The sequence below is a fragment of the Sphingomonas ginsenosidimutans genome (genome assembly GCF_002374835.1).
Lineage (GTDB): Bacteria > Pseudomonadota > Alphaproteobacteria > Sphingomonadales > Sphingomonadaceae > Sphingomonas > Sphingomonas ginsenosidimutans.
Genome location: NZ_NWVD01000001.1, coordinates 1,070,183 through 1,090,604, shown reverse-complemented (window position 1 = coordinate 1,090,604; position 20,422 = coordinate 1,070,183). Strand labels below are relative to the sequence as shown.

At 70.6% G+C, this 20,422-nt stretch carries 18 protein-coding genes; 4 read left to right on the top strand and 14 right to left on the bottom strand.

All coding sequences use genetic code 11. The annotated features are described in order from the left end of the window. The 9 genes from xrtA to COA17_RS05040 are packed head-to-tail and all read right to left on the bottom strand — an operon-like array spanning position 1 to position 10,507. Positions 1-1,554 carry an exosortase A gene (xrtA, locus tag COA17_RS05080; protein WP_245857426.1) on the bottom strand — a complete coding sequence of 518 codons (1,554 nt, stop codon included), beginning with the start codon at positions 1,552-1,554 and terminating at the stop codon, positions 1-3. Continuing rightward, complete coding sequence (locus COA17_RS05075; RefSeq protein ID WP_245857425.1) at positions 1,551-2,735, bottom strand: TIGR03087 family PEP-CTERM/XrtA system glycosyltransferase; 1,185 nt, start codon at positions 2,733-2,735, stop codon at positions 1,551-1,553. Before COA17_RS05075 ends, xrtA begins: the two co-directional genes overlap by 4 nt. Continuing rightward, on the bottom strand, positions 2,711-3,748 hold the full coding sequence (locus tag COA17_RS05070; RefSeq protein WP_096610496.1) for a FemAB family XrtA/PEP-CTERM system-associated protein: 1,038 nt from the start codon (positions 3,746-3,748) through the stop codon (positions 2,711-2,713). Before COA17_RS05070 ends, COA17_RS05075 begins: the two co-directional genes overlap by 25 nt. After that, positions 3,745-4,605, bottom strand: a complete 861-nt coding sequence (locus tag COA17_RS05065) for an XrtA system polysaccharide deacetylase (RefSeq protein ID WP_066486276.1) — start codon at positions 4,603-4,605, stop codon at positions 3,745-3,747. Before COA17_RS05065 ends, COA17_RS05070 begins: the two co-directional genes overlap by 4 nt. Then, positions 4,605-5,648 (bottom strand): ExeA family protein, encoded by a 1,044-nt coding sequence (locus COA17_RS05060; protein ID WP_096610494.1) that lies wholly within the window; start codon positions 5,646-5,648, stop codon positions 4,605-4,607. Before COA17_RS05060 ends, COA17_RS05065 begins: the two co-directional genes overlap by 1 nt. Before the next feature lie 17 nt (positions 5,649-5,665). After that, positions 5,666-7,348: a hypothetical protein gene (locus tag COA17_RS05055; protein ID WP_096610492.1), complete on the bottom strand. Its 1,683-nt coding sequence runs from the start codon at positions 7,346-7,348 to the stop codon at positions 5,666-5,668. Continuing rightward, complete coding sequence (locus COA17_RS05050; protein WP_096610490.1) at positions 7,348-8,337, bottom strand: AAA family ATPase; 990 nt, start codon at positions 8,335-8,337, stop codon at positions 7,348-7,350. Before COA17_RS05050 ends, COA17_RS05055 begins: the two co-directional genes overlap by 1 nt. After that, positions 8,334-9,857, bottom strand: coding sequence for an XrtA system polysaccharide chain length determinant (locus COA17_RS05045; protein ID WP_066486325.1), 1,524 nt, complete (start codon positions 9,855-9,857; stop codon positions 8,334-8,336). Before COA17_RS05045 ends, COA17_RS05050 begins: the two co-directional genes overlap by 4 nt. A gap of 5 nt (positions 9,858-9,862) precedes the next feature. Further along, positions 9,863-10,507, bottom strand: a complete 645-nt coding sequence (locus tag COA17_RS05040) for an XrtA/PEP-CTERM system exopolysaccharide export protein (protein ID WP_066486330.1) — start codon at positions 10,505-10,507, stop codon at positions 9,863-9,865. A 170-nt stretch (positions 10,508-10,677) separates the two neighbouring features. Between COA17_RS05040 and COA17_RS05035 the strand changes: the two genes are divergently transcribed. Then, the gene (locus COA17_RS05035; protein WP_066486323.1) at positions 10,678-11,205 is read left to right on the top strand and encodes a P-loop NTPase family protein; all 528 of its coding nucleotides are present in this window, start codon (positions 10,678-10,680) and stop codon (positions 11,203-11,205) included. A gap of 15 nt (positions 11,206-11,220) precedes the next feature. Here COA17_RS05035 and COA17_RS05030 read toward each other — a convergent pair whose 3' ends face one another. Together COA17_RS05030 and COA17_RS05025 are read right to left on the bottom strand one after the other, a co-directional pair. Continuing rightward, on the bottom strand, positions 11,221-11,877 hold the full coding sequence (locus COA17_RS05030; protein WP_096610488.1) for a GNAT family N-acetyltransferase: 657 nt from the start codon (positions 11,875-11,877) through the stop codon (positions 11,221-11,223). Next, a complete protein-coding gene (locus tag COA17_RS05025; RefSeq protein ID WP_096610486.1) occupies positions 11,874-12,326 on the bottom strand; it encodes an NUDIX domain-containing protein in 453 nt (150 codons plus the stop codon). Before COA17_RS05025 ends, COA17_RS05030 begins: the two co-directional genes overlap by 4 nt. A gap of 93 nt (positions 12,327-12,419) precedes the next feature. On the opposite strand from COA17_RS05025, the gene dcd reads away from it, so the two are divergent. Next, positions 12,420-12,974 (top strand): dCTP deaminase, encoded by a 555-nt coding sequence (dcd, locus tag COA17_RS05020; RefSeq protein WP_066709402.1) that lies wholly within the window; start codon positions 12,420-12,422, stop codon positions 12,972-12,974. 3 nt (positions 12,975-12,977) lie between these two features. Here dcd and COA17_RS05015 read toward each other — a convergent pair whose 3' ends face one another. The 3 genes from COA17_RS05015 to COA17_RS05005 all read right to left on the bottom strand — a co-directional run bounded on the left by COA17_RS05015 (position 12,978) and on the right by COA17_RS05005 (position 17,107). Further along, positions 12,978-13,370 carry a hypothetical protein gene (locus tag COA17_RS05015; protein ID WP_096610484.1) on the bottom strand — a complete coding sequence of 131 codons (393 nt, stop codon included), beginning with the start codon at positions 13,368-13,370 and terminating at the stop codon, positions 12,978-12,980. Positions 13,371-13,443: 73 nt separating this feature from the next. Next, positions 13,444-14,487, bottom strand: coding sequence for a LacI family DNA-binding transcriptional regulator (locus COA17_RS05010; protein WP_096610482.1), 1,044 nt, complete (start codon positions 14,485-14,487; stop codon positions 13,444-13,446). A 109-nt stretch (positions 14,488-14,596) separates the two neighbouring features. Next, positions 14,597-17,107 carry a TonB-dependent siderophore receptor gene (locus COA17_RS05005; protein WP_096610480.1) on the bottom strand — a complete coding sequence of 837 codons (2,511 nt, stop codon included), beginning with the start codon at positions 17,105-17,107 and terminating at the stop codon, positions 14,597-14,599. A 175-nt stretch (positions 17,108-17,282) separates the two neighbouring features. Here COA17_RS05005 and COA17_RS05000 point away from each other — a divergent pair, with 175 nt between their 5' ends. Next, the gene (locus tag COA17_RS05000) at positions 17,283-19,085 is read left to right on the top strand and encodes an alpha-amylase family glycosyl hydrolase (RefSeq protein ID WP_096610478.1); all 1,803 of its coding nucleotides are present in this window, start codon (positions 17,283-17,285) and stop codon (positions 19,083-19,085) included. Beyond that, the gene (locus COA17_RS04995; protein WP_096610476.1) at positions 19,082-20,395 is read left to right on the top strand and encodes an MFS transporter; all 1,314 of its coding nucleotides are present in this window, start codon (positions 19,082-19,084) and stop codon (positions 20,393-20,395) included. Before COA17_RS05000 ends, COA17_RS04995 begins: the two co-directional genes overlap by 4 nt. The last annotated feature ends 27 nt before the right edge of the window (positions 20,396-20,422 follow it).

The window sequence follows — 20,422 nt, the reverse complement described above, 5'->3', positions numbered from 1 at the left end:
TCAGTAGGCCGGCCGCACGATCCGGTCGACCGCCGGGCCGACCGGGCCGATCGCGGCGCGAAACGCGCGGATCGCCGCCACCGCCGCGGGAACGCCGCCCGCATCGGGGCGCACCACCGCCGACAGATGCATCGCCACCGCGGTCTGCGTGCCGCCGCGCAGCCGGTCGGCCATCGTCGCCCATTTCACGCTTCTGTCGTCTCCGGTCACGGTCCAGCCGACGCGATACCATGTGACGACGATCCGCTCCACGGTGCCGCCGCCCCCGCCCGATCGGGTGACGATCCGCATCGCATGGCCGCCGTCGATCGCCGGCAAATCGGCGACGCGGATCCAGCGGTCCCCCTGCCGCAGCGCACCGGTGCCGAACGCCGCCAGCTTGCGCCCCTCGCCCTGCCCGGCATAGGCCGCCAGCGCCCAATCGACCGCCTGCCCTCGCGCATCGCCGTAGCGCGCGAACAGATGATGGTCCGCGCCCGGATGCCACGGTGCCCATGCGACCGCGCCCGCCGCCGGCGCAACGCGCTGCCATCCCGCCACATCGGGCAACGCGATGCGGTGCGGCATCGCCAGCGCGCGCGCCGCGATGCTCGCGCTGGTCGCCGGCGCCACCGCCGCCGCGCCGACCGCCAGCACGCCGGCAATGGCAGGCGCCAGCATCATCCGCACCGGGCGGCGCAGCCGCGCGGGATCGAACGGCAGGTCGTCGGGCGCGCGGTCAAACCACCGCCACGCCGCCGCCATCAACGCGGCCATCACCACGCCGAAGAACACCCAGCCATAGACGATATGGTCCACCCCGGTCGCCGCCGCGACGCCCCAGCGCTGCGCCGCCACGATCGTCCCGAACGCGCGCACCGCATTGGCCAGCACCGGCACGATCACACACGCCGCCATCCAGATCGCGCGCCGCCGCCAGCTGCTGAAACAGGTGTTGGCGACCAGCGCGCCATAGGCCAGCATCGCGATCACGAACTTGGCGCCCGAACACGCCTCCGCCACCTCGAAATAATAGGGGCCGGCGTGGATCAGCACCCCGTCGACGCTGGCGGGCACGCCCGCCACATGGAGCAGCGGCATCACCATCGCGACCGTCACGTCCTGCAACACCGGTTCCAGCTCGTCGCCGAACGGCACCATGAAGAACGCATAGGCGATCGGAAACGCCAGCGCGCGCGCCACGTTCGGCCCCAGCACCGCGATCGTCACGCCCGCCAGCATCGCGACCAGCGCGACCTGTCGCACCAGCGCCACCTCGCCCGCATCGCCCAGCAGCCACACGAACGCCGCGCCCGCGGTGATCGCCACCCCCGGCGCCCAGCCGGTCGGCACGATCCGCGCCAGCCCCGCGCGCCGCGTCCACACCAGCCACGCGACCACCGGCGCGATGAACAGGCAGTGGCCGAACGTCGTGCTGGTCCACCAGATGCGCGTCATCGCCGCCACATCGGCGCGGAACAGCAGCAGCAGCGCCGCCGCGGTCGCCGCCAGCGCGATAAGGTGACGCGGCCACACATTGCGCTCCACCACGGCCGCCACGGTCGTGTCGCTCACGCCGCCAGTCCGACGATCGCGTCCAGCGGCGCCAGCCGCGCCGCCCAGTCATAGCGTGCGATCACCCGCGCCCGCGCCGCGCGCCCCAGCGCCGCCGCCGCATCCCGGTCCGCCAGCAGCGCCGCAATCTCCCGCGCCATCGCCGCCGCATCGCCCGCGACGCGCAGCGCGCCGCCATGGTCGATCCCCTCGGCAGCGGCCGCGCTGGCGACGACCGGGCGCGCCATCGCCATCGCTTCCAGCACCTTGTTCTGGATACCGCGCGCCAGCATCAGCGGCGCGACCACCACATCCGCCGCCGCCAGCCAGCCGCGCACGTCCGCCACCTCCCCGGTCACGGTCACCCGCTCCCCTACCAGCGCGCGTACCGAGGGCGTCGGCGCGCGCCCGACGATCGCGAACTGCGCCGGCGGCAGCTGAGGCATTGTGTCGCGCACGAACGCCGTCACCGCCTCGACATTGGGGCGATAATCCATCTGCCCGGTAAAGACGATCAGCGGCACGCCCGGCGCCGCGACCGGCGCGAACGACGCCGCGGGGTCGAAGAACCCCGCGTCGATGCCGTTTTCCAGCGGCTGTCCGCCCGGCACCAGCGCGGCTTCCTCCGCGCTGACGAACAGGCTGGCGTCGACCGCCGCCGCCACGCTGCGCTCAAACGCCGCCAGCAACCGCGCCTCGCGCGCCAGCATCCAGCGCATCGGCCCGCGCGCGTCGGCAGCATAGGCGGCGAACTTCGCCGAATCAGCATCGACGAAATCCATGACGCGCCGCACCCTCGCCGGCAGATACGGCGCCATCTGCCCGGAGAAGGCATAGGCGCAGGTCACCCTCTGCCGCGCCATCACGTCCGTCACCGCGCGCCGTACCGCATCGTCATCGAACGCGGTCAGCGACAGCGGCCGGCCGCTCGCCAGCGCCTCCAGCCCGGCGCGCCATTGCTTCTTGGTGCGCGGCACGATCGTGTGGCTGGCCAGCATGTCGGTGAACGCCGCCGCGGGCGACCGGTCGCGCGGATCGTCGGCGAACGCGACCAGATGCACCCGCGCGCGCGCCGCCAGATGGCGCAGGATGTGATAACCTCTGATCTTGTCGCCGCGATCGGGGGGAAAGGGCACGCGATGCGCCAGGAACAGCACATCGCCGCTGGCGCCCGCGATCACCCCAGCCCCCGGCTGATCCACGGCCCGATCGCATTGGCGACCGGCAGCGGCAGGCGCCGCCATGCCTTCACCATCAACGCATATCTGGGGTTCAGCGGATTGACCTCGCGCCGTTCGCCCGCGCTCCACACCGAATAGGACAGCGGCCGCCCCTCGAACCCCCAGTTCTTCTTGAACGCCGCCGCGCCCGTCCCGGTCTTGGATCGCCCGAAGTCGAAGCGGGTGCACCCGCGCGCGCGGGCATGCGCCATCAGCGCGAAATACATCCGGTCGTTGGCGCGCAGGACGCGCGCCGCCTCGGTCCCGCCACCCCAATAGGGATAGACGGTGCCGCGGTGATACAGGCTCAGCACGCTCGCCACCGCGCGGCCATCGTGGCGGACGGTCAGGACGTCGGCGTCCATCGTCTCCAGCACGGCACGAAACAGCGCGCGCGGAAACACCGGCGTGCCCAGGTTGCGCACCGATTCGGCATAGATGCGATAATGTTCGTCCGCCGCCGCGCGCGTGCGCGCGACATGGACGGTCAGGTCGCCCGCCAGCGCCTTTCGTACCTCGGCACGCTGCTTGCGCGGGATAGCCAGCAATTCCGCATCGTCGTCCGCCGCCAGATCGCGCGCGAAGCCCAGATAGCTCGTCGTATCGACCGCCCAGCCCGCCGGTGCCGCCCCGCCACGCCATTCGACCGAGGGGCAGCCTCGTTCCTGCGCCAGCGCCACCGCGCCCGCCGCCAGCGGCGCCACCGCCGCCGCGTCGCCCAGCATCCCGCCATCGACCGCGAAGCCCGCCGACACCAGCGCGCGCCCGAACAGCGGCGATCGCATCTCGGTCAGCGGTACCGCGCCGATCATCGCGCCGTCGGCGTGCTCGGCGACCAGCCAGTGCGCACGCTGCCCGCAGCCGCGCTCCACCGCCGCGCTCCATTCCGGCAGGTGAAAGGGCGTGGCATCGCGGTGCGCCGCGACGAACGCCGCCACCTCGCGCGCGTCGGCGCGGCGCACGCCGACCGGCGCGGTGGTCAGCGGCATCGTCATCGCGACAGCCGCGCGACCACCGCGTCGGTCCGCCCCCAGCGGTGCCGGCGCAGCAGTCCGTCGAGCTTGCCCGCCATTGCGCCGATCCGGCTGTAATGCCGCACCCGTGACTTCAGCGGCGCGCCCGCGACGCGCGGCTGGCCGGGATCGACCTCCCACGGGTGGAAATAGAAGACACCCGGTGCGCCCGCGGCATGGACCTGGCGCAGCGCATGATCGGTCAGCGCGGCGGGCAGCAGCCGGAAGAACCCGCCCCCCGTCGCGATCCGCCGCCCGGCGAACTCCGCCACCGTCACCGGCAATTCGACCAGCGCCGCATCCGCCAGCGGCGACCAGGCATAGCGCGGGCTGTCGCGCCAGCCGTAATGGTCGTGCGCGACCGGTGCGACACTGCTGGAATAAGCATAGCCTTCCTCCGCCAGCACCGCGTGCGCCCAGGGCGTGCGCCGGTCGATCGAGAAGCTGGGCGCACGATAACCCGTCACCGCGACCCCGCCGGCATCCTCCAGCGCGGCGCGCGCGCGGCGCAGGTCGGCACGGAATTCCTCCGCGCTCATCGTGAAGACGCGCCGGTGATCCCAGCCGTGGCTGGCGACCTCATGCCCCGCCGCGGCGATCCGCTGCATCAGCGCGGGGTTACGCGCCGCCACCCAGCCCAATGTGAAGAAGGTCGCGCGCACGTTCGCGGCAGCGAACAGGTCGATGACGCGCGCGGTGTTGTCCGCCACGCGCGATTCCAGCGTCGCCCAGTCGGCCTTGTCGATCGTGCGTTCGAACGCGCCGACCTGGAACCATTCTTCCACGTCGACCGACATGGCATTCAGGATGGGGGCGTCGACGACCGGATCGGGGCGCATCACGCCGCCCCCCGCATCGCCTCCGCGCGCGCCGCGTCGCCCTCCACCCAGTCGACCAGCAGCGTCAGCACGCGGCGTAGCGCGGCATCCTGCTCGGCGATCCGCGCCTCCAGTGCCGCGATCCGCGCCTCGGTCTGCGGGTCGGCGCGCGTGAGGGTCGTCGCGGCGGCGTCGTTGGCGACGGTCGCGGCCGGACGCGGCGTGGCGGGCGCATCGGCGCGCGGCGCGGGCAGGTCGCGCTCCTCGTCGGCGACGACGCCTGCGATCAGCGCCGCGTCGATCGTCTCCGCCTGCGCCAGCGATCCGTGCAGCAGCACGCGCGTCATCAAATGGTTCAGCCGCCGCGGCACCCCGCCGGTGGCGCGGTGCAGCGCGGCGAAGGCATCGGCGGAAAACGCCGGCCGCCCCGTCCATCCCGCCACGGTCAGCCGGTGGGTGACGTAATCCTCCACTTCCTCGGCCGCCATCGGGTCGAGGTGATGGACCGCGATGACCCGCTGGCGCAGCTGCTCCAGCCGGTCCGATCCGTTCAACCGCTCGCGGAACTCCGGCTGGCCCAGCAGGAAGATCTGCACCAGCGCCCGCCCGCCCGCCTGGAAATTGGAGAGCATCCGCAGCTCCTCCAGCGCCGACGGCGGCAGCGCCTGCGCCTCGTCGACGATCAGCAGCGTGCGCCGCCCGGTGCGCGCCACCGCATGCAGCCCGCGCTCGACGATCATCAGCAGCTCGGCCTTGGTCTTGCCCGCCGGGTCCAGGTTCAGCCCCTGCGCGACGATCCGCAACAGGTCCTCATGCTCCACCGCGGTCGACACGATCGTGATGACGTTGAGGTTCGCCGGGTCGATCTGCGCGGTCAGATGGCCGACCAGCGTGGTCTTGCCCGCGCCGATATCGCCGGTGATGACGATGAACCCCTCGCCCTGTGCCAGGCCATAGCCCAGATAGGCCATCGCCTTGCGGTGGGTCGACGTCTCGCACCAGAAACGTGGATCGGGCGTCAGCTGGAACGGGCGGTCGGCCAGGCCGTAGAATGCGTCATACATGCGCTGTCTCGCGTCCGTCAGAAATTGTACCGCGCGCCGACCAGCGCCTGCGCGGACCATTGCGTGTCGATCCCGCTCTGGTCGAAGCCGTATACGCCGATCGACGCCAGCGTGCCGAGCCGCCCGAACTGGCGCGAATAGGTGGTGTTCGCGCCCCAGCCATAGACGTCGCCGGCGCCCGGCAGCCCGCTGGAATACCAGTTGCCGAAGACATTGGCATCCAGGTTCGACACCCGCGACAGCGCGCGCGACCAGAACAGCTGGGCATAGGCGCTTTCGTCCTCCAGCCCGATCACCGTCACGCCCGGCGCGCCGCGCGGCGCGTACAGGCGGCGGTTGGCATAGCCCATGCCGAACCCGAAGCTGGTGCGCCCGCGCGACGCGCTGATGACGCCATCGATCCCGCGCGCGCGATAGCTGGCGGTCGCGATCGACTGGAACACGTCGTTCAGGCACCCGCCCGCACCGCCGCCGGCGCCCGCGTCCTGCCCCGGCCGCGCGCCGAACACGCACCCGCCGAACTGCTGGCCGAACGGGTCGATGCTGGTGTCGAACGCGCGCGGCAATTGCGTCAGCCCGTCGCGCAGCTGCCGCCCGAACGTCTCGATCCCGTCGTACAGCAGCACGTTGACCGCCACGTCGCGCGACATGGCGTAGCTGAGCGACCCGAAATAGGTCTCGCCGCCATAACGATATCCGGCATTGGCGCGCAGCTCCAGCCGCGGGCTGGGGCGCCAGATCACCCCGGCGTCATAGATCAGCCCATCGGTCTGGTACGCGATCCGCACCGGCGACGCCGGGTCGGTCACGAACCGCCCGTCGGCATCGCGCACCGGCACGCCGCCGGTCACCAGCGCATCGCGCTGCCCGACCTCGATCTTCTCATACCCCACGCCCGCGCGCACCGCGACGGTACGCGACAGCGGCATCACCACGTCGCCGCGGCCGAACCAGCCCTCGTACCGCTGGTCGAGCTGGTCGGCGTCCTCACGCTCCCACCCGCCGCTGACGGTCACGCCGAACGGCGCGACACGCCCCACCGGCACGCCGACGGTCGCGGTCGCCATGTGATTGCGCGAGCTGTCGAAATAATCGAACGGCGCCTGACCGGGCAGCAGCGCGGGGACGTCCGGCACCTCCACCTTGGTATAGCCGAAGCGATAGGCCGCACCGACGTCCAGCAGCCCGACCTGCGTCGACAGCGTCGGCCCGGCGTAGAAGGAATAGAGCTGCGACACGTTGGCGGCATTGCCCAGCAGGTTGCCCGGCGCCGCACCGCGGATGTCGCTGCGCGCGCGCGTGGCGATCGCCCCGCCCTCCATCGACAGCGACGGCGTCAGCCGCACCTGCGCCAGCGCCAGCCCGCTGTGGATATCCTGGTCGCCGACGTCGCCGTTCCAGTCGATGCGCCGTTCGTAGCGATAGCTGACCTGCCCCTGCGCACGTCCGTTGCTGATCCCCGCGTCGATCCCGGCGGCGACCTGGGTATAGGTCAGCACGTCGTCGGTGGTGAGGTCGGCGGTCACCACCTGCCCCAGCTCGATATAGGGCTGGACGTAGCGCGCGGTGCGACCGCCAGCACCGCCATTGCCCGCGCCGCCGCCCCCGTTGCCCGCACCGGCATCGCCCGGCGCCTGCGCCGCGACACCCGCCGGGGCCAGCAGCGCCAGCGCCGCGGCCGCGATATACGCCCCCCGCATCACTCCCCCCGCCCGTAATAGCTGCCGAACCGCCCGCGTCCCGGTTCGTAGGATACCGCGTTCAGCACCAGGTGGATTTCGTCGCATCCGTCCAGCAGCTGCACCGCTTCCTGCACGTCACCCTCGGTCGTGCGGTCGGCCCGCACCACCAGCATCACCTGACCGACCAGCAGCGCCAGCACCGATGCCGGCGACGCCGCCAGTGCCGGCGGCGAATCGAACACGATGATCCGCTTCGGGTTCGCCGCCAGCAGCCGGTCGAGCACCTCGCCGGTGCGGGCCGAGGCGAGCAATTCGGTGTCCGAATGGCTGCGCTTGCCCGCCGCCAGCAGCGACAGCTGCGGCACGTCGGTGCGGATCACGCACGCCTCCGGGTCGATCCGCGGATCGGCCAGGATGTCGAGCAATCCGGTATGCTCTCCGTCCACGCCCAGCCGCGCCAGCACGTCGGGCTTGGCGAAGTCGGCGTCCACCAGCAGGATCTCGACGTCGCGCTCGGCCGCCAGGCTGATCGCCAGGTTGATCGCGCAGAACGTCTTGCCCTCGCCCGGCTTGCCCGATCCGACCAGGATCGTGCGCGCGCGCTGCCGCAGCGGCCCTTCGGCGACAACCCGCGCCGTCAGCAGCAGCTGGCGCTTCACCAGCCGGAATTCCTCCGCCAGCGCCCCCACCGGTGCGCCGGGCACCAGCATCCCCATCTCGGCCAGCATCGTGCGGTCGATCATCGCCACGTCGCTGGGCGGGGCGATCCATTCGTCCAGTCCGTCGTCGTCGCTGTCCGACAGGAATTCCGCCGGGATCGCCGCCAGCGTGCCGACCGGTGCCGGTGCCGGTGCCGGTGCCGGCCCGGGCACGTCCCGTACCGGCACGGGCGCCGGCTCCTCGGCGGCAATGGGCTCGACCGGCGCTTCGGCGCGCCCGCGCAGATGCGCGTTGAAGTCATAGACGCGCGCCGCGCGCTCGATCAGCGATTCGGGCCGCGCGCTCATGCCGCCATTCCCCGCTGAAGCATTTCCACCCCCAGCAGCGCGACATAGGCGACCGCCAGACCCGCCGCGCCGCCCGCGAACCACGTCAGCTGGCGCCGCCGCCGCTCCGCCTGGGCGCGCGTCACCATCTCGCCGATCGATCCGATCACGGCGATGCCGGTCGCCTTCTCCAGCCGCTGCGCGGTGGCGAAGGTCGCCTGCACGCGCCCGATCGCGAACGCCGCGCCGATCCCCGCCGCCAGCCCCGCCAGCAGCACTCCGGTCAGCAACAGCGGCCGGTTCGGCGCGGTCGGCGTGCGCGGCACGGTCGGCGGATCGATCACGCTGAACTTCACCGCATCGGTCTGCGACTGCGCGCTGCTGCGCAGCTTCACCTGTTCGCGCTGCGCGAGCAGCTGGTCGTACTGCTGCTTGAGGACGTCGTAATTGCGGTCGATATCGCCCTGTTCGGCGGCCACTTCCGGGTCGCCGGCCAGCTTGGAATTGAGCAGGTCCAGGTCGCCCTGCAACTGCCGCTTGCGCATCTGCAACGCGGCGACCGCGGACTGCTTGTCCGCCAGCATCGCCTGAAGCGACAGATACGCCGGGTTCGGCACGCTGCCGTCCGCGCCGGCCGCCACCGGCTCGTTGCGCGCCGCCGCCTGCGCCTGCGCCAGCTGCTGCTTCAGCGCGACGACGTCGGGGTGGCTGTCGGTAAAGCCCCGCGCGCGCGCATCGGCCAGCTGCCCCTGCACCAGGGCCAGCCGCGCGCGCGCCGGGCCGACACCGGGGGCGATCCCGCCGCCGCCGGGAACGCTGCGCTGCGTCCCCGCCATCTGCCCCGAAATCGCCGCCAGGCTGGATTGCGCGGCGGCCAGATCGCCGTCGACCTGGCTCATCTGCGTGCGCGCCGCGCCGATCCGGTCGGCGATCGATCCGGTGCCGGGCAAGGCGCCCAAATAACGGTTCTGGAAATCGGCGCGCTTGCCCTCGGCATCCTGCAGCTTGCGCCCCAGCGCGTCGAGCTGCCCGTCCAGGAAGGTGATCGCCTGGCTGCTCTGGTTCCGGTCCTCGGACAGGTTGGTCTCGACGAACAGGTCGATCAGCTTCTGCGTGATCTGCGTCGCCAGCCGCGGGGTCGCGGCGGTGGTCGTGATCTCGAACAGATTGTCCTGCTGCGCGACGATCTTGATCGCATTCTGCAAACCGCCGACGCGATCGGCGACGTCGCGGTCGCTCGACACCGTCTGCGCCAGGTCGGTGCCGCGCACCACCTTCTCCAGGCTGACCGCGCTGGTCAGCGTCTGGCGCACGGTATCGACGTCGCGCGCCGCATCGCTTGCTTGCGACGGGTCGACCCCGGCGGGCAGCACGTTGTTCAGCTGGACGAACACGCGCGCGTGCGATTCGTATTTGCTCGGCATCTGGCTGACGACCAGCCAGCCGGCGATGCACACCGCCCACGCCACCGCCAGCCCCAGCCAGCGGCGCGTCCAGATCGCATGGAGTGCGATCCTGATCTCTTCGATGATCCCGCCCACGGCCTTTAGAACATGCTCTCGGGGATGATGATGACATCGCCCGGTTCCAGCTTCACGTTGGCGCTGGCGTCGCCGTCCTTCAGCAGCCGGCTGATCTTCAGCGCGAATTCGCGCTGCTTGCCGGTCGCGCGGTCGTAACGGATCAGCCGCGCCTTGTTGCCGGCGGCATATTCGCCCAGCCCGCCGACCGCGATCATCGCGTCCAGCAGCGTCATGTTGGCGCGGTACGGCAGGCTGGCGGGCTTCTGCGTCGCGCCGACGATCCGCACCTGCTGGCTGTACGTGCCGGAGAAGCTGTCGACGATCACCGACACGATCGGGTTCTGGACATATTCGCCCAGCGCCAGCTTCATGTCGGCGGCCAGCATCGACGGGGTCTTGCCCACCGCCGGCATGTCCGCGATCAGCGGCGTGGTGATGCGGCCGTCGGGGCGCACCTGCACCTTGGCCGACAGCTCCGGGTTGCGCCACACGAAGATGTTGAGCGAATCGAGCGGCCCGATGACATATTCCTCGCCCGGCTGCTCCTTGGCCGCGACGAAGCTGGCGGGCGGCAGTTCGGGGCGTCCCCCCGCACCCGCGCACGACGCCAGCAGCATCGCTCCCGTCGACAGGGTCAGCATGGTCCTGGAACCACCGGCGAAACGCATCACGATCTCCTCCGCGCACACCGCACCCGCCGGGCGCAGTGCCACCTGCCGCGGATATGGGCGGCAGAGGTGAAGATAGCGTTAGGAAGCTTGCCCCACCTGTCCCGCATCGGGACCGCTTGCGGCACGGCGACGCGGATATTAGGCGGCTTCGCCCGGAGGACACGGCGATGACGCTCGACGATCTGGGGCCGCGGATCATCATCATGGGTCCGTCGAACAGCGGGAAGTCGACGCTGGCGCAGTCGATCGCGCGGGCGCGCGGGCTGCCGGCGGTCCATCTCGACCGGTTGCATCACCTGCCCGATACCGATTGGGTGCCGCGCCCCGCGGCGGCGTTCGCCGCGCTGCACGATGCCGCGATCCGCGGCGATCGCTGGGTGATCGACGGCAATTACACCCGCCTGCTGCCCGCACGGCTCGATCGCGCGACCGGGCTGATCCTGCTCGATCTCTCGACGCCGCGCAGCCTGTGGCGCTATCTGCGGCGGTGCTGGTTCGAACGCGACCGCGCCGGCGGGCTGGCGGGCGGGCGCGACAGCGTGAAGGCCGCGATGCTCCGCCATATCGCGATCACCACCCGCGCCAACCGCCGCCGCTATGCCCGCATGGCCGATACGCTGGCGCTGCCGGTCATCCGCCTCGACACGCCCGCATGCGTCGACGCCTTCTACCGCGCCAACGGCCTGCACCGCTGACGACGGCACGCCGCGTCAGTCGTCGATCGCCACTTCCCACGTCCCGAACCGCACGAAGCCGCTCGATCGCGCCAGCGCCAGCGATGCCGCATTGTCGGTCTGACAGCGATATTGCGGCGCCCATCCCTGTCCGCCCGCCCAAGCCGCGGCGGCGCGCACCACCGCGCGCGCCAGCCCCTGCCCGCGCGCTGCCGGCAGCGTCAGCACGCCCAGATCCGCGATCGGCGTCCCCGCCCAGCAATACAGGCTCGCCGCGCACAGCACGTCCCCGCCGATCACCGCGCCGAACACCGCGTCATGGTCCCATTCGACCCACGCATCCTCGCGATCCTGCTCCGACGCGGCGGCATGGAATGCCGCGAAGGCGGCCGCGTCCTCCGGGCCCAACCGGCGCGCCCGCGGGTCGGCAGCGTCCCCGCCGCCCCAGCGGAACAGCGCATCGGGATCGTTCAGCGCGATCCCCGCCGCGGCCAGCCGCGCGCGCCACTCGGCGATCGACGCCGCCCCGTCCGTCCAGCCGATCGCCGTCGCGACGGCGGGCGGCATCACCGCGCGCGTCCGCCCGCTCACCTCGGTCAGCATCATCGCACGCCGGGCGCCGGGATCGACCGCGACGCCGGCATGGTCGCCGCCCATCGCGCGGTGCCAATAGCCCTCGAACGCCCCGCTCACCACGCACCCCCGGCGACGCGCCCCGCCGCCAGTTCCGCCAGCCGCCGCCGCGTCGCGGGCGACGCCTCCGGCGGGGGTGCGTCGGGCGAAAAGAAGCACGCCTCGATCACCTCGCGCCCGTCCGGCTGCGGCGCGTCGTCGGTCCGCCCGCGCACCAGCCACACCGTATCGCGCCGCCCTTCGGCACGCGCCTCGAACCGCGCGAGCACCGCCGCCTCCGCCAGCCGGCAGCCGGTCTCCTCCGCCAGTTCGCGCACCGCGCCGGCGTCGGCGCGCTCGCCGCGGTGCAGCCCGCCGCCCGGCAGCATCCACAGGTCCGACCGGCCATAGCCGTGCCGCACCAGCAGCACGCGGCCCCCGCCGTCGAACGCCGCGACCTTCACCCCGCGCGTGCGCCAGCGCAGCAGCGCCAGCACGCGGCGGCGCACCCTGTAGAGGAACTGCATCATCGTACCGGCCAGTGTAGCGCGCGCGATGTTCCTCTTGCACCCCCCGCCGCGACGGGCGAAAGCGGCGGCGCAACCGGGGGTAGAAAGCGCGCCATGTCCATCCTGTCCGACCGCTGGATCCGCGAACGCGCGCTCGCCGACGGCATGATCGAACCGTTCGTGGAAAATCAGCGCCGCGACGGCTGCATCAGCTACGGCCTGTCCTCCTACGGCTATGACGCGCGCGTCGCCGACGAATTCAAGATCTTCACCAACGTCGACAATGCGATCGTCGATCCCAAGGATTTCGCCGCCAACAGCTTCGTCGATCGCAAGACCGACGTGTGCATCATCCCGCCGAACAGCTTCGCGCTCGCCCGCACGGTCGAATATTTCCGCGTGCCGCGCGACGTGCTGGTGATCTGCCTGGGCAAGTCGACCTATGCGCGCTGCGGCATCATCGTGAACGTCACGCCCCTGGAGCCGGGTTGGGAGGGGCATGTGACCCTCGAATTCTCGAACACTACGCCGCTGCCCGCGCGCATCTATGCCAACGAAGGCGCGTGCCAGTTCCTGTTCCTGCAGGGCAACGAACCGTGCGAGGTCAGCTACGCCGACCGCGCCGGCAAATATATGGGCCAGCGCGGCGTCACGCTGCCGCGATTGTAAGGGTCAGCGCACCCGGTCGAGCCGCACGAAACGGTCCAGCCGCACGAACCCCGACGGGATGCCCGAATTGCGATCGACCAGCCGCACCGCATCGCCGCGGCACAATTGCCCGCCGCGGATGTCGGTGACCAGGATGTCGCTGTCGTCCAGCCGGTCGGCCCCGACGCTCGGCACGTTGAGGTAGCTTCGCGCGCCGACGCGATAGACGATGCCCTTGCCCGCGATCACCCGCGTGCCCGAAATCCCCGATGGCATCACGCAGTCGGTCGCCGGCCCGGCGACGTTCTCGCGCAGCAGCGTATCATATTCCTTCTGCCCGCGCGGATCGGCGGGCCGCGCCGCCGCGATACCGGGCAGAAGCGCCATCGCCGCCAGCACCGCCATCCACTTTCGCATCACCCGTCTCCGTCCCGTGTCGCGGCACCGCGATACGCGCCCCGCGCTGAACCGCGGCTGACCCGCGCGGGCGTCAGGCGGAGGCGCGCACCACCAGCTGCGGGGTCATCACCACCGACGGCGCGTCATACCCCGCGATCCGCGCCAGCAGCGCGTCGGTCATCGCGCGTGCGCCGCTGGCGATATCCTGCCGCACGGTGGTCAGCCGCGGTACCATCTGTTCGGCCAGCGGCAGGTCGTCGAACCCGGTGATCGCGATATCGTCGGGCACGCGCACGCCGCGATCCGCCAGCACGCGCACCGCCTGCATCGCGATCACGTCGGACGCGGCGGCGATTCCGTCGATCCGCCCGCCCACCGCATCCCAATGCGCGGCGATCTCCTCATACATCACGTCCGATGCCAGATGCGTGTCGAGCTGCAACGGCGCGTCGACGCCGCGCTCGGCGCACACGTCGCGCACCCCCGCGTGCCGCTCGGTCAGTTCCAGCGTGCGGATCTCGCCCATGAACGCAATCCGCCGGCATCCGCGCTCGATCAGCCGCTCGCCCGCCAGCCGCCCGCCCAGGTAATTGTCGACCCCGACCGCGCAATGCCGCTGCCCTTCGCGGTGATGCCCCCACACCACCATCTGGCGATAGCGCGCGGCGGTCCGCTCGATCACCGCCAGCTGGTCCGACTGGCCGATCACCAGCACCCCGTCCAGCATCCCCGAATCGACGATATCGTCCAGCCAGTCGTCCCCGCTCGGCACCACGCGCGACAGCATCAGGTCGTAACCGTTGGCGGTCACGCCATCGGCCAGATGCCCCAATATGGTCATGAAGAACGGGTCGGACAGATGCTGCCGCTGCTCATGCCCCAGCGGCACGACCACGCCGATCATGTTCGATCTTTTGACGCGCAGCCGGCGCGCCATTTCGTTGGGGCGGAAACCGTGCTCGGCCGCCAGCGCCTTGATCTTGTCGCGCGTCGCCTTGCTGACCAGCGGGCTGTCGGCCAGCGCGCGGCTGACGGTGGCGACATGGACGCCGGTCAGCCGCGCCAGATCCGCCATGTTGCGGACGCGGTCGCCACCATCCCCGAACACGCCATCCTCGCTGCCGCCGTCGCCCATCGTATCCCGTCATTCCCGGCCGGGGATGGAACATGTCCCCATAACGAAAGGGAATGGCGGTGCCCCGGCCCGATTGCAAGCCGGGCCGGAGCACCCGATCCGCTATGGATCAGAAGCGCAGCCCGATCGTCGCGCTGATGTTGCGGCCCAGCGCCGAACGCGCGGTGGTGACGCCGTCGGCGGGGATGCGGTCCTGCACCTGCCCGACTTCGGTGATCGCCAACACGTTGAAGATGTTCTGCGCATTGACCGACAGCTTGATCGACGGCGTCAGCGCATAGGAACCGAACAGGCTGGTCAGCACATAGCCCGGCATCTTCAGCGTGTTGACGTCCGCGGCATAGGACGAGGTGGTGCCTGTCACGTTCGCCCCGATCGAAAAGACGTCGTTGCCGATCGACGGCGTCGCCTGGAAGATCAGCGCCGCCTGCCGGTACGGGGTGTTGCCGTTCAGCGCCGGGGTCACCTGGCTGTCGGTGATGCGCGCATGGGTGTAGGTCGCGCCCGCGATCAGGTGGAACAGCCCCCAGTCGCCGCCGCCCTCGGCCTCCAGGCCGTAGGAACGATATTTGTTGTTGATGATCTGCTGGACCGGGATGACCAGCTCGTTCGCCTCGGCGGTGGTGGCGCGGAACGCGGTCAGGTTGGCGTACATCGCGCCGCCGCGATACTTCAGCCCCAGTTCCTGCTGGTTGACGAAATTGACCGCGACATTGTCCGCGATGCTGCCGTCGTCGCGCACGCCGCCGCCGAACAGCACGCGATCGGCATTGAAGCGCGCACCGCGGCTGACCCGCGCGAACGCCGCCAGACCGGGGTTCAGCTCATAGTTCGCGCCGACCGACCAGGTGAAATAATTCTTGCGGTAGTCCACCGGCTTGGCCGCCGCCAGGCTGACCACCGGCACGACCCGTTCCGGGGTCTGGATCACGCCGTCCTGGTTGACGTCGATGACGCGGTTGACGCTGCCGGCGTAGATGCCCTCGGCCTTGCTGCTGTTGTAGCGGACGCTGCCGTCCAGGCTCAGCCCGCCGATCTTCCACGACAGCGCGATATACGGCGCGTCGATGTTGTAGTCGACGTTGTAGTAGCGCTGGCAGCAATTGCCGAACACCGGCTCGCCATAGGCGATCAACCCGTTCTGCGTCACCGCCTGCCCGGCGGCGTTATAGACGTCCAGCAGCGCGGCGTTCTCGCCCTTCACTTCCTGAAGATAGCTGTTCCAGTGCCAGTCCATCTTCACGGCCTGATACGACTTGAAATAGCCGAAGGTGACCGATCCGGTTCCGGCGCTGCCGGCATCGACATCGCGGCTCAGCGTCAGGATGTTGGTGGCGTTGGTGAAATCGTCCAGCGTCACGTTGAACAGCAGCGTGTTCGATGCCAGGCCGTTGCCGTTCAGCGCGCCGGGATTGGCGATCGTCTGCCCGGCGTTCGGCCCGTTGGCATAGCGCAGCGTCGCGCCCGCCCCGCCGATCGACGACACGAACGACGCCGCCGACGCGACGTTCGCGGGATAGGGGGTGACGAACCCGCCCGAATTCTTCGCGATGTTGAACTTGTCGTCCAGCGACCAGCCGCCGCCCAGCCCGAACGACGCCTCGCCGCCGATCGCGCGCGACTTGATGCGATAGCCGTCGGCCACGTCGGTCAGGATGCGGTTGCCGTCCGCGCCGATCGAAATGTCCTGCCGCAGGTAGCGCGACATGGTGGTGCCCGACTTGGCGTCGAAACCGGGGAAGGACGAATAATTGGGGTTGTCGACCGTCCCCGTCAGCCGCACCGGCACCGGGACATAGGCGGGGGCGCGGTCGTCCAGCACCTTGAACGTCAGCCGCAGGAAGCCGTCGGCCAGCTTGCGGGTGATGTTGCCCTTGATCTGCCCGCCCTTCTCCGCGGTATAGCCCGCATCCTTCACGCCGGTGCCGATGCGATAGAAGCCACCGACATGGAACGACCAGTCGTCGCCCAGCGGCGCGCCGTAATCGGCGTCGATGCGCGTGCGGTCGAAATCCACGCCCTTGGTCAGCGCGATGTTGCCGCCCTCGGTCGCGCCGGTCTTGCTGATGAAGTTGATGATCGCGCCCGGCGCGTTGCTGGTGAAGGTCGATGCCGAACCGCCGCGCACCGTTTCGACGCGCGCGACATTGTTGTCGGGGCGCACGAACAGGTCGGCGGTGGCGAAGGCGATATCGCCGAAATCGAGGACCGGCAGCCCGTCTTCCTGGAACTGCACGAACTTCGCGCCGCCGCTGGCCACGGGAAGGCCGCGCACCGCGATATTGGCATTGCCCTCACCGCCCGAGGATTCGGCGCGGATGCCCGGCACGTTGCGGATCAGGTCGGCGCTGCCCAGCGGCGCCAGCTGGTTGAGCTGCGCGGCGTCCAGCGTGCTGACCGAGATGGAGGTGCGCACGCTGCGCTCCGGGCGCGCGGTGCCGGTGACGACAATGTCCTGCTGCGCTTCGGCGCTTCCATCGGCCTGCGCGGCGGCGTCGGCCACGGTGGGGGCCGCGACGGCGGCGGTTCCGGGGGTGGCGGGGGCGGTCTGCGCCCAGGCGCTGCCCGACGACAGCGCCGCGACGGCGGCACCGACCAACAGCTTCGACAATGACGACATTTCGATCCTCTCCCCAACCTGATTCGCCCGCATCGGCGGGTCTGATGACGCTCGATACGCCGACCGCAACCGTTTGCAAACATCTTTTTGCACACGATTGCATTTGCATCCGCCAGCCAGGCTTGCCATAGCTCGCAAACGATTGCGGCCCGAGCCGTGCGGAGAGGACGATCACGTGACCATCGCGACCATTCCCGACAGCGACGCGCCACCGGTGGAGGCACGACTCGCCGCGATCGCCCCGCGCCTGCGCCGCCAGTTGCAGCGGCTGTACGGCGCCGCCGCGCTGGAGCCGCTGTGGGACCGCAGCGCCGCGATCCTCCGCCGTGCCGCCTCGGCGCGGGCCGCCGATCTCGTCGCGCTCGACAGCGCGCGCGTCGCCGATCCCGACTGGTTCGTGCACCCGGAGATGCTGGGCTATTCCACCTATGTCGATCGCTTCGGCGGCACGGTGGCGGGGGTGGAGGCGCATGTCGATCACCTCGAATCGCTCGGGGTGCGCTATCTCCACCTGCTCGCGCTGCTGAAGGCGCGCGCGGGCGACAGCGACGGCGGCTTCGCGGTCGCGGATTATCTGGCGGTCGAACCGCGGCTGGGCACGATGGCGGATGTCGAGCGGCTGGCGGCGCGGCTGCGCGCGGGGCGGATCAGCCTGTGCGTCGATCTGGCGCTCAACCACACCGCCGACGATCACCGCTGGGCGCAGGCGGCGCGCGCGGGCGACCCCTTCTACCGCGACTTCTACATGGTTGTCTCCGCCGGGGAGGCCGCCGCGCGCGACGCCGAACTGCCGCAGGTGTTTCCCACCACCGCGCCGGGCAATTTCACGCATGTGCCGGAGATGGGCGGGCATGTGCGCACCACCTTCTACCCGTTCCAATGGGATCTGAACTGGCGCAATCCCAACGTCTTCCTGGCGATGCTGGAAACGATGCTGGCGCTCGCCAACCACGGGTTCGAGGCGTTCCGGCTGGATAGCACCGCCTTCCTGTGGAAGCAGGACGGCACCGATTGCCGCAACCTGCCCCCGTCGCACTATATCGTCCGTGCGCTGCGCGCCGCGCTCGACATCGCCGCCCCCGCCACACTCTTGAAGGCGGAGGCGATCGTGCCGACCGCGTTCGTGCCGCCCTATTTCGGCGCGGACGAAGGCGACGGGTTCGAACCCGAATGCCATCTGGTCTACAACAATTCACTGATGGTCGCCGGCTGGGTCGCGCTGGCGGAGCAATCGGCGCAGCTGCCGCATGCGATCGTCGCGGCCAGCGGCGGGCTGCCGCGCGGCGCCAACTGGCTGTCCTATGCGCGCTGCCACGACGATATCGGCTGGGGCGCGGTGCTGGGCGACCTTGCCGCGATCGACGCGGCGCCCACGGAGCGGCTGGTCGCCGCCGCGCGCTTCCTGCATGGCGCGGGCGACAGCTGGGCGCGCGGCGTGCCGTTCCAGTCGGACGGCGCGGCGCTCCACGGCACCAACGGCACGCTCGCCTCGCTGGCGGGGCTGGAGGCGGCGCACGACGACGCCGCGCGCGAGGCCGCGCTGCGCCGCATCGCGCTGGTGAACGCGCTGTCGATCGCCAGCGGCGGCCTCGCGACGCTGTACATGGGCGACGAGGCGGGGCTGCTCAACGACCGCAGCTACCTCGCCGACCCCGACCGCGCGCACGAAGGGCGCTGGCTCCACCGCCCCGCGATGGACTGGGACGCGCCCGCCACCCCCGATGCACGCCGCATCGCTGGCGATATCGCCGCCTTGCGCGCCGCGCGTATCGCCAGCGGCGGCGCCGGCGCGCCGCGCGCGGTTGCCACGGCACACCCCGCGCTGCTGGCGATCGGCTGCGGCACCGACACGGTGTTCCTCAATTTCTCGGCCGCCGCCGTTTCGCTCGATGCCGCTGGACACGACCGGCTGACCGGCGCCACCATCGCCGCGCTGCCCGCATGGGGGATGGCGTGGATCGAGGGAGAGGCGGCATGAACCGGCCCCGGCTGTCGCTGGCGCGGATCGTCGAGATGAACCTCGGCTTCCTCGGCCTGCAATTCTCGTTCGGGCTGCAACAGGCGAACATGGCGCCGATCTACGGCTATCTCGGCGCGGACGAGGCGAGCCTGCCGCTCCTGTGGCTCGCCGGGCCGATGACCGGGCTGCTGGTCCAGCCGCTGATCGGTGCGATGAGCGACCGGACGAACACCCGGCTGGGGCGGCGCACCCCCTATTTCCTCATCGGCGCGGTGCTGTGCAGCCTGTGCCTGTTCGCGATGCCGTACAGCCGCACTTTGTGGATGGCCGCCAGCCTGTTGTGGGTGCTGGATGCCGCCAACAACGTCACGATGGAGCCGTATCGCGCCTATGTCGGCGACCGGCTCGCCCCCGATCAGCTGCCGGTCGGCTTTCTGACGCAATCGGCGTTCACCGGGCTGGCGCAGACCTTGTCCTATCTCGCGCCGTCGCTGATGGTGTGGATCGGGTTCGACAAGGATGCGGTCGACGCCAACGGCATCCCCGATATCACGCGCATCGCCTTCATCATCGGCGCGGTGCTGTCGCTGTCGACGATCCTGTGGTCGGTGCTGCGCGTGCGTGAACTGCCGCTGCCACCGGAGGAGCAGGCGCGGCTCGCCGCCGATCCGCTCACCCTGCGCGGCGCGCTGGCGGACCTGAAGGCCGCGATCGTCGAAATGCCGCGCCCGATGCGCCAGCTGGCACTGGCGATGCTGTGCCAATGGTATGCGATGTTCGCCTATTGGCAGTTCATCGCCTTCGCGCTGGCGCGCTCGCTGCACGGCACCGCCGATACCGCCAGCACCGCGTTTCGCGATACCGTGCTGACCGTCGGGCAGCTCGGCGCCTTCTACAATGCGGTCGCGTTCGTCGCCGCGCTGCTGCTGGTGCCGCTGGCGCGCCGTTTCGGCGCCAAGCATGTCCATGCCGCGTGCCTGGCGGCATCAGGCGGGGCGATGCTGGCGATCCCCGGCATCCCGACCCAGGCGGGGCTGTTCGTAGCGATGATCGGCATCGGCATCGGCTGGGCCAGCATGATGGGCAATCCGTATATCATGCTGACGGGGATGATCCCGCCCGAACGCAACGGCGTCTATATGGGCATCTTCAACATGTTCATCGTCATTCCGATGATGATCGAAAGCCTGACGGTGCCGCTGTTCTACCGCCCGCTGCTGGGCGGCGATGCGCGCGCGATGGTGCTGGTCGCCGGCGTGCTGATGCTGGCGGGCGCGGCCGCCACCGTGCTGGTCGGGCGGGGCACGGCGCAGGCCTCGCCCGCCTGATCGCCGCTCCCCGCCCCGGACCGTGTC

Coding starts and splice junctions, on each gene's coding strand:
- COA17_RS05070 (WP_096610496.1), bottom strand. CDS start 3,748: ATGACGATGCCGCTGACCACCGCGCCGGTCGGCGTGCGCCGCGCCGAC.
- COA17_RS05065 (WP_066486276.1), bottom strand. CDS start 4,605: ATGCGCCCCGATCCGGTCGTCGACGCCCCCATCCTGAATGCCATGTCG.
- COA17_RS05060 (WP_096610494.1), bottom strand. CDS start 5,648: ATGTATGACGCATTCTACGGCCTGGCCGACCGCCCGTTCCAGCTGACG.
- COA17_RS05055 (WP_096610492.1), bottom strand. CDS start 7,348: ATGCGGGGGGCGTATATCGCGGCCGCGGCGCTGGCGCTGCTGGCCCCG.
- COA17_RS05050 (WP_096610490.1), bottom strand. CDS start 8,337: ATGAGCGCGCGGCCCGAATCGCTGATCGAGCGCGCGGCGCGCGTCTAT.
- COA17_RS05040 (WP_066486330.1), bottom strand. CDS start 10,507: ATGCGTTTCGCCGGTGGTTCCAGGACCATGCTGACCCTGTCGACGGGA.
- COA17_RS05035 (WP_066486323.1), top strand. CDS start 10,678: ATGACGCTCGACGATCTGGGGCCGCGGATCATCATCATGGGTCCGTCG.
- COA17_RS05025 (WP_096610486.1), bottom strand. CDS start 12,326: ATGATGCAGTTCCTCTACAGGGTGCGCCGCCGCGTGCTGGCGCTGCTG.
- dcd (WP_066709402.1), top strand. CDS start 12,420: ATGTCCATCCTGTCCGACCGCTGGATCCGCGAACGCGCGCTCGCCGAC.
- COA17_RS05015 (WP_096610484.1), bottom strand. CDS start 13,370: ATGCGAAAGTGGATGGCGGTGCTGGCGGCGATGGCGCTTCTGCCCGGT.
- COA17_RS05010 (WP_096610482.1), bottom strand. CDS start 14,487: ATGGGCGACGGCGGCAGCGAGGATGGCGTGTTCGGGGATGGTGGCGAC.
- COA17_RS05005 (WP_096610480.1), bottom strand. CDS start 17,107: ATGTCGTCATTGTCGAAGCTGTTGGTCGGTGCCGCCGTCGCGGCGCTG.
- COA17_RS04995 (WP_096610476.1), top strand. CDS start 19,082: ATGAACCGGCCCCGGCTGTCGCTGGCGCGGATCGTCGAGATGAACCTC.